General features: G+C 37.4%; 12 protein-coding genes and 1 pseudogene. 3 read left to right on the top strand and 10 right to left on the bottom strand.

What is annotated here, in order from left to right; all coding sequences use genetic code 11:
* Window positions 1–36 precede the first annotated feature (36 nt).
* Both QRE67_RS04220 and QRE67_RS04215 read left to right on the top strand, forming a co-directional pair.
* A complete protein-coding gene (locus tag QRE67_RS04220) occupies window positions 37–252 on the top strand; it encodes a DUF1540 domain-containing protein (protein WP_286123675.1) in 216 nt (71 codons plus the stop codon).
* A 153-nt stretch (window positions 253–405) separates the two neighbouring features.
* Window positions 406–617 (top strand): annotated as a pseudogene (locus tag QRE67_RS04215) (PfkB family carbohydrate kinase); the annotation flags it as partial.
* Window positions 618–682: 65 nt separating this feature from the next.
* Here QRE67_RS04215 and QRE67_RS04210 read toward each other — a convergent pair.
* The 3 genes from QRE67_RS04210 to QRE67_RS04200 form a co-directional block, all read right to left on the bottom strand.
* Window positions 683–955 carry a hypothetical protein gene (locus QRE67_RS04210; RefSeq protein ID WP_286123674.1) on the bottom strand — a complete coding sequence of 91 codons (273 nt, stop codon included), beginning with the start codon at window positions 953–955 and terminating at the stop codon, window positions 683–685.
* Window positions 956–1,229: 274 nt separating this feature from the next.
* Window positions 1,230–1,991 carry a L,D-transpeptidase gene (locus QRE67_RS04205; protein ID WP_286123673.1) on the bottom strand — a complete coding sequence of 254 codons (762 nt, stop codon included), beginning with the start codon at window positions 1,989–1,991 and terminating at the stop codon, window positions 1,230–1,232.
* Window positions 1,992–2,215: 224 nt separating this feature from the next.
* The gene (locus QRE67_RS04200) at window positions 2,216–3,082 is read right to left on the bottom strand and encodes an SDR family oxidoreductase (protein ID WP_286123672.1); all 867 of its coding nucleotides are present in this window, start codon (window positions 3,080–3,082) and stop codon (window positions 2,216–2,218) included.
* A 233-nt stretch (window positions 3,083–3,315) separates the two neighbouring features.
* Here QRE67_RS04200 and QRE67_RS04195 point away from each other — a divergent pair, with 233 nt between their 5' ends.
* On the top strand, window positions 3,316–4,617 hold the full coding sequence (locus QRE67_RS04195) for an NCS2 family permease (protein WP_286123671.1): 1,302 nt from the start codon (window positions 3,316–3,318) through the stop codon (window positions 4,615–4,617).
* Window positions 4,618–4,858: 241 nt separating this feature from the next.
* Here the strand turns inward: QRE67_RS04195 and QRE67_RS04190 are convergent, their stop codons facing one another.
* The 7 genes from QRE67_RS04190 to QRE67_RS04155 form a co-directional block, all read right to left on the bottom strand.
* Window positions 4,859–5,713, bottom strand: a complete 855-nt coding sequence (locus tag QRE67_RS04190) for a patatin-like phospholipase family protein (protein ID WP_286123670.1) — start codon at window positions 5,711–5,713, stop codon at window positions 4,859–4,861.
* A 585-nt stretch (window positions 5,714–6,298) separates the two neighbouring features.
* Window positions 6,299–7,444, bottom strand: coding sequence for a KdpD-like non-kinase potassium sensor (gene kdpDN / locus QRE67_RS04180; protein WP_286123669.1), 1,146 nt, complete (start codon window positions 7,442–7,444; stop codon window positions 6,299–6,301).
* A gap of 66 nt (window positions 7,445–7,510) precedes the next feature.
* Window positions 7,511–8,092, bottom strand: a complete 582-nt coding sequence (gene kdpC / locus QRE67_RS04175; protein WP_286123668.1) for a K(+)-transporting ATPase subunit C — start codon at window positions 8,090–8,092, stop codon at window positions 7,511–7,513.
* Between the two features lie 19 nt (window positions 8,093–8,111).
* Window positions 8,112–10,211, bottom strand: coding sequence for a potassium-transporting ATPase subunit KdpB (gene kdpB / locus QRE67_RS04170; RefSeq protein WP_286125183.1), 2,100 nt, complete (start codon window positions 10,209–10,211; stop codon window positions 8,112–8,114).
* Window positions 10,212–10,224: 13 nt separating this feature from the next.
* Window positions 10,225–11,892, bottom strand: coding sequence for a potassium-transporting ATPase subunit KdpA (gene kdpA / locus QRE67_RS04165; protein WP_286123667.1), 1,668 nt, complete (start codon window positions 11,890–11,892; stop codon window positions 10,225–10,227).
* A gap of 19 nt (window positions 11,893–11,911) precedes the next feature.
* Entirely contained in the window at window positions 11,912–11,992 is an 81-nt protein-coding gene (gene kdpF / locus QRE67_RS04160) for a K(+)-transporting ATPase subunit F (RefSeq protein WP_000972376.1), read from the bottom strand.
* Window positions 11,992–12,093 (bottom strand): signal peptide protein, encoded by a 102-nt coding sequence (locus QRE67_RS04155; RefSeq protein WP_286123666.1) that lies wholly within the window; start codon window positions 12,091–12,093, stop codon window positions 11,992–11,994. The genes kdpF and QRE67_RS04155 overlap by 1 nt, the downstream gene beginning before the upstream one ends.
* Window positions 12,094–12,142 lie beyond the last annotated feature (49 nt).

Below are 12,142 nucleotides of genomic sequence, written 5' to 3'. Positions count from 1 at the left end.
GTAAATTCCCACACTAATGTATAAGGAGGGGATTCTATGCCAGACGTACGCTGCTCTGTTTCCAATTGTTCATTTTGGGGACAAGGTAACTTTTGTCAAGCTAGTGCTATCGTCGTTCAGCCTGACGCTCAAAATGCAGCGCAAGCAGGCGATGACTCTTATACAAATGCAGTTTTAACTGGAGAAATGCTAGAAAGTTCAGCATCAACAAGCGTTGAAACATGTTGCCAAACATTTAGACCAAAATATTAATACACAAATACCCATCCCCTCTGGAGATGGGTATTTTCCTTTTTTTCTCTCTCATTTCTTTCATAATATGTATGAAAAAACATGTAAGGAGCAAACAGGATGAGACACGTTTTTTGTATTGGTGAATTATTAACCGACTTTGTATGTCATGATATTTCTTCATCTTCCATTCAGCAAATGGACACAATAGGTGCAGGCGTTGCCTTTGTTGGAGAATGCTATATCAATTTTCAAAAGAAGAGCAGAGCTTTACAACTCTAAGCGAATTCGCTTCTTTTGCGAATAAAGTTGGAGCCTTAACTTGCACAAACTACGGAGCAATCGCTTCCCTTCCAACGCTTGAAGATGTACAAACATACGGATAAGGTAAAGCTTCCATCAGTACGTTTTACCTTATCCTGCTGATGGAACGCTTCCACCAATTGAGCTCTTACACAATCGCGAATCCATATTTCCAAGCATCATGCATCACAGCCATATACACAATTAAAATAAAAACAGTTCCACACAGCGTTATCCAGCGATATACTCCATCTTCCCCTTCTCTCGCCTCAACAAAAGACCAAATAAAGCCCACTAAAAGTAATAAATCAATATAAGGAATGTAAAGAGAAAAAACAAGTGAAATATACAAATAAATAATAAATAAGCAACAGGTTAATAAAAATATTTTAAAGGCAAATTTACTATTTCCTTTCTTCACAGCGCACCTGCCTCCTTATCCCGCATTAATAGGTAGTAATATCCCCAAATCCAAAATTGTGAGGATTCCAAAGAAATTAGACCGGGATAAACTACCCATAAAAGACCGATTGGTGAGGGCTGATAATCAGTGGGGGATGAAGAAAACCCCCACTGATTAAAGTTTCACTTTATCTTTACTGTATTATATTCAAAGAAAAATAATAGTTGCGAATTGGTCAATCTTTACTTTCTTCATTATAATATAAAAAGCTACCGCCTCAACTCGGTAGCTTTCACTGCACTTTATATTTCCGTTTATATATATTACTTAAAATTGAATCAGGTACTTGTTCATAACGAATTTTTTCTCCTGTTTCATCCATAATATACAAATTATTTCCTATATAATATACTCCATTTTCTCCTCGGGAATAAACGGCATATCTTTCATTCGGCAATACCGTTTTTATTTCGGTAAACTGACCATTGGGCTCTTGCCAATATATGTTCATACGATCCACAAGCGTCAATGTTCCAATTTGTTCTTCTTCTAATACACGCCCATGCCAACTCACAACACGATACCCGAGCCTATGCGCTGCATATTCTGGAGATGTATGAAACTGAGAGATAATCACTTTTGTCTGCACAGGTACACGTTCATACAGCCATTGTATATCGCGGTCATGCATGCGAATACAACCATTTGATTCTCTTCTTCCAATCGTTCCTTCTCGATTTGTACCATGAATTGCATATTCCTTTTCATTTAAGCCGAGCCATCTTGTACCAAGCGGATTATTCGGCGCTCCACCCGGAATTTTCTTACGATGATATTCTTTATTTTTATATTTATTAATAATGCAAAATGTCCCTAGAGGAGTTGGAGTATTGACCTTTCCTGTTGAAATTGGAAACGTCCTTACGTAATTTCCATTTTCAAAAAAAGATAATTGATTTGTCGAAAGATTGATCAGTAATAAATGATCTGTATTTGCAAAAATGCTCATCGGGAAGCAAAAAAAGAATATTGCAAGGAAACATATTTTTTTCATCCAGGTCACCTCAACAGCCACTTCGAAATTGACCACAATATACAGTGGTACAATTAGCTTTTACTACGAGTTCTATTCTTATTAACGAAAAAAAATGAGGCATTTTCCATCCTCATTTTCTTTTTACTCCGCTATTTGCGAGCAGTAATAACCCCACCTCAAAGTTCTTCAAGAAGCAAAGAAGTTAGGTAGGGATGAAGCTCTCCACTGATCAACGTTTCACTTTATCCATTCACGATTACCCCGCCATTTACGTGAATCATTTGTCCTGATACATATGTAGAATCACCTGAAGCTAAGTATACATATGCAGGCGCCAATTCATATGGCTGTCCTGGTCTTTTCATCGGTACGTTACTTCCAAATTCAGATACTTTCTTCTTATCAAAACTCGCTGGAATAAGCGGTGTCCAAATCGGCCCTGGCGCAACACCATTTACACGAATACCTTTTTGCACTAACGCTTTTGCAAGCGAACGAGTAAAAGCAACAATCGCTCCTTTTGTTGCAGAATAATCGATGAGTTGTTCATTTCCTTCATATGCTACGATTGACGCTGTATTTACAATAGCATCTCCTTGCTTTAAATGTGCTAGCGCTGCTTTTGTAACATGAAAATAAGAAAAAATATTAATACGAAATGTTTGTTCAAGCTGCTGCGCTGTAATGTATTCTAAACTTTGCTGTGGATGTTGCTCTGCAACATTATTTACAACGATATTTAAACCACCTAGCTTCGAAGCCGCTTCCTTTACAATGTGCTTACAATGTTGTTCACTACTCAAATCCCCTGGTAGTAATATGCATTTCACACCTTGCGTCTCGACAAGGCGCTTTGTCTCTTTCGCATCTTCATGTTCATCTAAATAAGCAATTGCAATATGTGCACCTTCTTTTGCAAAGGCGATAGATACTGCCCTTCCAATTCCGCTATCTCCACCTGTAATAAGTGCATATTTTCCTTTTAATTTCTCACTACCTCGGTAATTTGGATCTTCATACTCTGGAAGGGGATTCATCATCGATTCTATCCCTGGTTGTTTATTTTGATGCTGTGCTGGCAATGTTAGAAATTTTTTTTGTTCTGACATGCATCATTCAGCTCCTTCTCATTTCTCTTTCTTATGATGTACACAATTATGAAAAGTACTTATACATTAAAACCCGAAACATATACGCATTTTTTGTGATTAATATTCGAAATCAAGACATAAAATATCAATTGTTATAAATCTTTTTATATAAAGCTCTTGCAAAATAACAAAAAAACGAATATTATATATAACTGTTGTGATAATCATTCGTAAAAAGAAAGGATGTTTATATGTTTAACCTTTCAAAACATAAAACTTCTATTAAAACTGAAATTATGGCAGGTATAATTACCTTCTTAACAATGGCATATATTATTGTCGTAAATCCCGTCATCCTTGGTGATGCAGGCGTTCCGTTTGAACAAGCATTTACAGCGACAATTATTGCGGCTGTTGTCGGAACATTATTTATGGCAATCTTCACAAATCTACCAATTGCAATCGCACCAGGTATGGGACTTAATGCTTACTTCTCTTACTCTGTTGTAAAAGCTCATGAAGGCATGACATTTGCAGTTGCATTCTCTGCTGTATTCGTAGCAGGTATGATTTTAATTTTGCTATCATTCACATCTTTCCGTACAAAATTAATGGAAGCTATTCCTGAAAACTTAAAATATGCTATTACAGCTGGTATTGGCTTATTTATCGCTTTTATCGGTTTACGCCTGACAGGTATTGTAACAAAACATGAATCAAACTTAGTTGGACTTGGAGACCTTCATTCTGCTCCTGTACTGCTAGCATTAGCTGGACTTGGTATTACATTAGTACTTATGTCCTTAAACGTGAACGGTGCATTCTTCTTTGGAATGTTACTAACAGGTATTATCGCTTACTTTACAGGACAGTTAACGTTCACAGAAGGTATTACCTCTATGCCTGGATTACCAGAAGGAATCATCGTTTCAAATCCAATCACTGCAGTTTCTGATGTTATTAACTACGGACTATACGGTGTTGTATTCTCCTTCTTCCTTGTGACACTATTTGATACAACGGGTACATTACTTGGTGTTGCAGAGCAAGGTGGATTCATAAAGGACGGTAAACTTCCGAAAGCTGGACGTGCTCTTCTGTCCGATTCTTTCTCAGCAACAATCGGTTCTATGTTTGGGACAACACCGTCAACAGCATACATCGAATCATCCGCTGGTGTAGCAGCAGGTGGCCGTACTGGTTTGACAACAATTACAGTTGCGGTACTCTTTGCAGTCGCTGCATTCTTTGGTCCATTGGTCGGTGCAGTTTCAGGTGTTTCAGCAATTACAGCTCCATCCTTAATTATCGTTGGTAGCCTAATGATGGGTTCTGTTCGTCATATTAATTGGGATGCATTTGATGAAGCATTCCCTGCATTCTTAGTAATCTTAAGCATGCCACTTACATCAAGCATTGCAACGGGTATTGCACTTGGATTTATTACATACCCGCTTATGAAAATAGCAAAAGGTCAATTCCGTGCAGTACATCCACTTGTATACGTATTTGGTATTTTGTTCGCTTATCAGTTAATTTTCTTACCGCACTAATAGATAACAAAAAGCCTTGGTTCACCAATGATGTGAGCCAAGGCTTTTTATATGATTTATCCCGCATTAACGAGCAGTAATACCCCCACCTCAAAATTCAGCAAAAACAAAGAAGTTAGGTGGGGGATAAACTGCCCGTAAAAGCCCGATTGGTGAGGGCTAATAATCAGTGGGGGATGGAGAACCCCCCCACTGATTAAAGTTTCACTTTATCCATAACATTTTTTATTAACGCTTAATTCTATCCGTGTAAAAACGCCTGTAAACCAGCAAACTGTTTTGCTGCATCTTCATATCCTTGGTCATACAAACCTTGCAATTTTTGCGGGTCCTTTTCCATTCGATCCACTTGCAGTGGCACCTCTGGACGAATAACAAATAAATTACCAGCTGCCTCTTCTTTTTCAATATAATGCAGTGTCTCATTGTATATTTCATAACGAGCTAGCATCGTATTCACAAGGTTTGGATACTTTTTATATGCTTTTGCTGCAATCCAACCAAACTTGGATTTTCTTTTTGAATACCCATGATTTCTCGTTAAAATAACAACTGATTTCTCATAACCATCTTGCTGTGCTTTCCGAACCGGTATAGGATCAGAAATGCCACCATCTAATAACTTTTTCCCACGAAAATTTACAATAGGAGCTATAAATGGTAATGAACTAGATGCCTGTAATAATGTTAATGCCTCTTCTGCCGTACCATCTTTTTCAAAATACATGGGCTGGCCTGTTTCACAATCTGTCGTTCCTACAAGAAAGCGCTCCGTACTATTGAAATATGTGTCAAAATCAAACGGCACATGCTGCGTTGGAATTTCATGAAAAATAAAATTCATATCAAATAACTGACGTTTTTTCCAAAAGTTTTTATAAGATAAATATCTTGGATGCGTTACATACTCAATATTGACTGTTTTATTTCGGTCTTTTTGCCTTGAAAGATACGACGCTGCATTACACGCACCAGCTGAGACACCAACGATATATGGAAAATATAAATCCTGTTCCATAAAGTATTCTAGTATCCCAGCTGTATATACGCCGCGCATACCGCCGCCTTCTAATACTAAACCCGTATTTTCAAGCATTGCTCTCTCTCCTCTTTATATAGACTCTTTAATTATTCACATTGTTAAGTATCTCTTTCTATTATATATAAGATTTTACTGAAACTATATTGAGACGACTTGAAATGAGGGGGAAAATTCTTCATACTACTTTTCTATATAAATGCAAATTAAAAAACCGACATAAAACCCTTCTTTTTAGGTGGGAGAGAGCATCCGGTCATGCATAGAAGCGGTCAGATCCTTTTCCTGCCCAGACACAGTGAAAACAAAGAGAGAAAACGAGTGCAGGTCACCTTTTGTTATCCATAGCCGCGGCTTATATGTCGAAAAATCAAAACGTTGAATAAGTGCTAATTCCTCTTCTGTGTACTTACCTAAAAGTAACAACCATTTATCTCCAGCTTGTTGATGTAACTTCTTATGTGCTATATAAAGTGAAACTTTAATCAGCCCCCACCTAACTTCTTTGCTTTCGCTGAATTTTTAGGTGGAGGTCTTACTGTCCGCGAATAGCGGGATAAATCTCATTTCCTTTGCCCGTTAAACGAAAGAGAGAATCTCCGAAAACAGCTATTTTGCTGTATTTGGAGATTCTCTCTTTCACTACGTTCTTTGATCAGCGACAATATGAATATCAATATGCTTCGTTTGCCGCATAATTTCATTTACAATTGAACCTTTTCGAATTTCCTCCCATCTTGTTCTTGCGGATTGTCCAAGCAAGATTTGTGTAGCCTGCAATTTTTTTGCAACTTTAATAATGACATCAGCTGGCTTCATTCCTTTCGCCTCTTCTAATAAAAAAGTTGCATCAAATTGTTTTGTTAACAATTTCCATTCTTCAATGATTTGCTTCTTTGCCGTCGATAAAGATTCTATCTCTTCTCTTTCTACGTTTAATACATATAGTTCGGCATTCAATCGATTCGCCATGCGCCAACCACGCCGAATTAACTTTTCTGCTGTTGAAGTGAACTGCACACATACAAGAATTTTTTCTTTTACACCAATTGGTTCCATCGCTGATTGACTAATTTTTTCATCCATATCATCCGCAACTTCACGTAACGATAACTCCCGCAAAGCACCTAAATTATTAATCGTAAAAAAGTTTTGTAAGCTCCTCTGAATTTTTTCTTCTCTATATATTTTTCCGTCCATTAATCGTTTCCTTAATACTTCAGGCGTTACATCAACAAGCTGAATTTCATTTGCTTTTTGCAAAATAAAATCTGGAATGCGCTCTCGTACTTTTACATTTGTTATTTGTTCCACGATATCATGAACACTTTCTAAATGCTGAATGTTAAATGCTGATAATACCGATATTCCCGCCTCTAATAGCTCTTCTACATCCATATAGCGTTTTTTATATTTAGATCCTGGTATGTTCGTATGCGCCAATTCATCAACAATGACCACTTGCGGCGCCCTTTTTATAATCCTGTCTACATCAAGCTCATAAAATATCTTCCCTTTATAGTTCATTTCTTTTAAAGGAATTTTTTCTAAATCAGCAATTGCTTCTGCTGTCTCTTGTCTCCCATGCGTTTCAATTAAACCAATAACAATGTCAATGTCCTCTTTTTTCATTTCTTGTGCATCGAACAACATTTTATAGCTTTTTCCAACGCCTGGTGCCGCACCAACATATAGCTTAAGTTTCCCAAGATTTTGTTGACGAATATATTCTAGATATTCTTCAGGTGTTCGCCTTTGAAATGGCGGTTTATGGTCATCTGCATACATTACAAACACAACCTTTCTTACCAACCAGTACTACCTCAATCCGAAAGATTGAGGTAGTACTAGTTACTATTTCATCATTTTTTGCAACTCAATATTTAGTTTCAAAACGTTTACACGATCTTCTCCAAATAGTCCAAGTGCACGTCCCTCAGTTTGAGACTTAATCAACTGATTCAATTTTTCTTTTGAAATGTTTGTTAATTTTGCAATGCGATCCACTTGTACATAAGCAGCTTGTGGACTCATATCAGGATCGAGCCCAGAACCTGAATTCGTTACTAAATCCATCGGTACTTCAGTAACTGGAACCGTTGGATTTTTTTCTTTCCAGTTTGCCACACTTTCTTCTACACGTTTTACTAAATCAGGGTTCGATGGCGCATAGTTATTAGATCCAGATGCTTCTGCTTTATATTCTATACTAGAGACACGCCCATGAAAATAACGTGGATCTTTAAAATCTTGACCAATTAGTTTTGAACCGATTACTTCATTCTTCTCATTATATATAAGACTTCCGTCCGCATTATCTTTCATAACAGCTTGCGCAATTCCCGTTACAAGCAATGGATATAAAAGCCCACACACGACAAGAAACGTAAAGGTTACACGAATGACAGGTGAAAGTATACTTTGTTTTTCGGACATTTTCCTTTTCCCCTCTTCCTTAAATAAACAATCCCACAATCATATCAATTACTTTAATTCCAATAAACGGAACAATTACCCCGCCAAGTCCATAGATCAACAAGTTACGACCAAGTAGTGCATTGGAACTCATTGGTTTATACGCAATCCCCTTCATTGCTAGAGGAATGAGTAATGGAATAATAATGGCGTTAAATATCAGTGCTGATAAAATGGCTGATAACGGTGAAGTTAGCTTCATGACATTAAGTGCTTCCATTTGCGGAATGGCCAACGTAAACATCGCTGGAATAATTGCGAAATATTTTGCGATATCGTTCGCAATACTAAATGTTGTTAATGCACCGCGTGTCATTAATAGCTGCTTCCCAATCCCTACAACCTCAATAATTTTTGTTGGATTAGAATCTAAATCAATCATATTGGCAGCTTCTTTTGCAGCTGTTGTACCACTGTTCATCGCTAACCCAACATCAGCTTGCGCTAAAGCTGGCGCATCGTTCGTACCATCACCTGTCATCGCAACAAGTTTCCCTTTTTCTTGTTCTGCTTTAATAACAGCAATTTTATCTTCCGGCTTACATTCTGCCACAAATTCATCCACGCCTGCTTCTTTTGCAATAGTTGCTGCTGTTAATGGGTTATCCCCTGTACACATGACTGTTTTAATCCCCATTTGACGAAGCTGTTCAAAACGCTCACGCATGCCTGGTTTCACAGTATCTTTTAAATATATTAATCCATAAATACGATGATCCACTGCAACTACAAGTGGTGTCCCGCCCTCTTTTGCAATTAAATCTGCTTTTTGATTCAAATCTTTTGGAATCGTACCGCCTTGTGCTTGTACCCACTCTATTACTGCACCAACTGCACCTTTTCGTACTTTTACACCATCAGGTAAGTCCACGCCACTCATTCTTGTTTCTGCTTTAAATGGAACAAATTCACCTTTTTCTGCAAGCTCTCTATTATAGGAAAAAGATTTTGACTTCACATATTCAATCACAGAACGACCTTCTGGTGTTTCATCTAGTACTGATCCAAGTGCTGCCCATTTTGCTACTTGTTCAATCGTTTCATTTCCTACAGGAAGCAATGTATGTGCCATCCGATTCCCAAATGTAATGGTACCCGTTTTATCTAAAATGATTGTATTAATATCACCAGCTGCTTCTACAGCTTTCCCTGACATTGCTAATACATTAAATTTTGTCACCCGGTCCATTCCGGCAATCCCAATTGCTGATAATAACCCACCAATTGTTGTTGGGATTAAACAAACAAGGAGTGCAACAAGTACTGCTGTATCGAGTTTAAATCCTAAATAATTCGTAAAGATTGGTAGCGTCACAACAACGATTAAGAAAATAAGTGTTAAACTTGTTAATACTGTGTTAAGAGCAATTTCATTCGGTGTTTTTTGACGAGCTGCTCCTTCTACTAAGGAAATCATTTTATCTATAAATGACTCACCTGGATTACTTGTAATAGAAATTGTAATCTCATCACTTACCACCATTGTGCCGCCTGTTACCGAACAAAAATCGCCACCTGCTTCTTTAATAACTGGAGCAGATTCCCCAGTTATTGCGGATTCATCAACGGATGCTAATCCTTTAATAACCTCACCGTCACTCGGAATCATTTCTCCCTGTTTCACAATTACAACGTCACCTTTTCTAAGCTCCGTTGCTGAAACTTGAACGATTTTTCCATTTTCTTTTACTGCATTCGCAAATACATCTTTCTTTGATTGTTTTAAAGAATCTGCCTGCGCTTTCCCGCGTCCTTCTGCCAATGCTTCTGCAAAGTTAGCAAACAAGACAGTGAATAATAAAATGAGAGAAACTGTTATATTAAACCAACCTGGTATACTACTAGATAAGCTTGGTAGAAACGATAAAATCAAAGTGATAACAAATCCGATTTCTACCACGAACATGATTGGATTTTTCACCATCACTTTCGGGTTTAGCTTCGCAAATGATTGTTTCATTGCATTTGTAATAATGTCACGATCCATTGTTTTTGCTTGTCTGACTTCACTTTCCATTTCTATTTTTGACGATGTAATCGATTGATTAGATTGTTTATCTTTTACCACTACAGGTCTCATCATTTACCCTCCATTACTTCAATGTAAGAAATTCTGCGATTGGTCCTAGTACTAACATTGGGAAGAACGTTAATGCACCAACGATTACAATCGTTCCAATGAAAATGCCTCCAAATAAACCATTATCTGTGCGGAATGTTCCTACTGTTTCTGGTACTACTGTTTTCTCTTTCAATGAATATGCAACAGCTAGCATTGTAATTAAACTGAAATAACGTCCTAAGAACATGACTATACCGGTTGTAATATTCCAAAATGGTGTATTATCGCCTAATCCTTCAAATCCGGAACCATTGTTAGCAGCTGAAGAAGTATATTCATATACAACTTGTGTTAAACCATGAAATCCTGAATGTGAGATTGCATCTGTTCCTAAATTCGTTGAAAGAGCCAATGCTGAAAATCCTAGAATGAGCAACGGATGAAATAATATCGTGACTGCAATTAATTTCATTTCCTTTCCTTCAATCTTTTTCCCTAAAAACTCTGGTGTACGTCCTACCATTAGTCCAGATATAAAGACAGCGATGATTGCGTACATAATGATATTAACAAAACCTGCTCCAACCCCGCCAAACACTGTATTTAACATCATATTGACAAGTGGTACTAATCCACCAATCGGTGTTAACGTGTCGTGCATTGTGTTAACAGCACCTGTTTCTGCCGCAGTTGTTACTGTCGCATACAAGGAAGAGAAAACTGTTCCAAATCGTACTTCTTTTCCTTCTGTACTACCTTGCACATTTTCCATACCAATTTGATTTAACGCTGGGTTTCCATGTAATTCAGATGAAACAATCGTTGTAAATCCGACTAAAAATACCATAAACAGTGAAACGAAAAGGATACGTCCTTGTTTTTTATTACCGACCATTCTTCCGTACGTAAATGGTAAAGCTGTTGGTAATAGCATCATGAGCATCATTTGCAAGATGTTACTAAGTTGACCTGGATTTTCAAATGGGTGTGTAGAGTTTGCACCAAAGAACCCACCTCCATTGTTACCAAGTTCCTTAATTGAAACGAATGAAGCAACCGGACCGCGTAAAATACTTTGTTTCACACCTTCAATCGTCTGAGCTGTAACCGCTCCGTCCAATGTTTGTGGTACACCAAGAGCAACAAACATCAATGCTGCTATAAATGCGATTGGAAGAAAGACTCTTGTTAAAGCTCGTGTAAAGTCTACGAAAAAGTTACCAAGTTCCTTCCCAGCTAATCCTCTTATAAAAGCCATAACAAGTGCTAACGTTGTTGCTGGTGCGGCAAACATTAAAAATGTAATCCCGATTAGTTGCGATAAATAAGACAAACCATTTTCACCGCTATAATGCTGCAAGTTTGTATCAGCCATAAAACTAATCGCTGTATTAAAAGCAAGCGTTGGCTCCATTCCTTCAATATGAGCTGGATTTAATGGAAGTACTCCTTGTAAGCGAAAGATGAAATACACGACAATGATCATGAAACCATTGAGTGCAACTAACGATAAAGCGTATTGCTTCCAACTCTGGTTATACGCTTTAACACCTGTAATTTTAAAAATAATCTTTTCAAAAGGCCCAAACACTTTATCTAATTTACTATTTCCTTGAAAAGCCTTCTCTAAATAAATGCCTGTTGGCTTTGCAACAAGAATGAATAACAACATTGTGATTACAACTGCAATCCAAATCATAATAAATGCTTCCCCCTAATTAAAACTTTTCTGGATTTAATAACGCGTAAACTAAATACACCGTAATTGCTGCAACAATAATCGATAACGCAATCATCATCATTGCTTCCCTTCCTTCACAACTTTATCTGACCATTTTGCTAGCCCCACCATAGACGCTGCTAATACAACAAATATTCCGACCATCACGACATCAAGCATACAAATCCCTCACTTTTAATTGTAAAATTTTACCATATATCCATTAAAA

It is taken from the genome of Bacillus sp. DX3.1, from assembly GCF_030292155.1.
GTDB lineage: Bacteria > Bacillota > Bacilli > Bacillales > Bacillaceae_G > Bacillus_A.
This window is presented reverse-complemented; position numbering and strand designations above follow the sequence as displayed.

Excerpts from the sequence above, each read along its gene's own strand:
- kdpA (WP_286123667.1), bottom strand. The coding sequence starts at position 11,892 with ATGATTTGGATTGCAGTTGTAATCACAATGTTGTTATTCATTCTTGTT.
- kdpC (WP_286123668.1), bottom strand. The coding sequence starts at position 8,092 with ATGTCCGAAAAACAAAGTATACTTTCACCTGTCATTCGTGTAACCTTT.
- QRE67_RS04200 (WP_286123672.1), bottom strand. The coding sequence starts at position 3,082 with ATGTCAGAACAAAAAAAATTTCTAACATTGCCAGCACAGCATCAAAAT.
- QRE67_RS04190 (WP_286123670.1), bottom strand. The coding sequence starts at position 5,713 with ATGCTTGAAAATACGGGTTTAGTATTAGAAGGCGGCGGTATGCGCGGC.
- QRE67_RS04205 (WP_286123673.1), bottom strand. The coding sequence starts at position 1,991 with ATGAAAAAAATATGTTTCCTTGCAATATTCTTTTTTTGCTTCCCGATG.
- kdpDN (WP_286123669.1), bottom strand. The coding sequence starts at position 7,444 with ATGTATGCAGATGACCATAAACCGCCATTTCAAAGGCGAACACCTGAA.
- QRE67_RS04195 (WP_286123671.1), top strand. The coding sequence starts at position 3,316 with ATGTTTAACCTTTCAAAACATAAAACTTCTATTAAAACTGAAATTATG.
- QRE67_RS04220 (WP_286123675.1), top strand. The coding sequence starts at position 37 with ATGCCAGACGTACGCTGCTCTGTTTCCAATTGTTCATTTTGGGGACAA.
- kdpF (WP_000972376.1), bottom strand. The coding sequence starts at position 11,992 with ATGATGATTGCGTTATCGATTATTGTTGCAGCAATTACGGTGTATTTA.
- kdpB (WP_286125183.1), bottom strand. The coding sequence starts at position 10,211 with ATGAGACCTGTAGTGGTAAAAGATAAACAATCTAATCAATCGATTACA.
- QRE67_RS04155 (WP_286123666.1), bottom strand. The coding sequence starts at position 12,093 with ATGCTTGATGTCGTGATGGTCGGAATATTTGTTGTATTAGCAGCGTCT.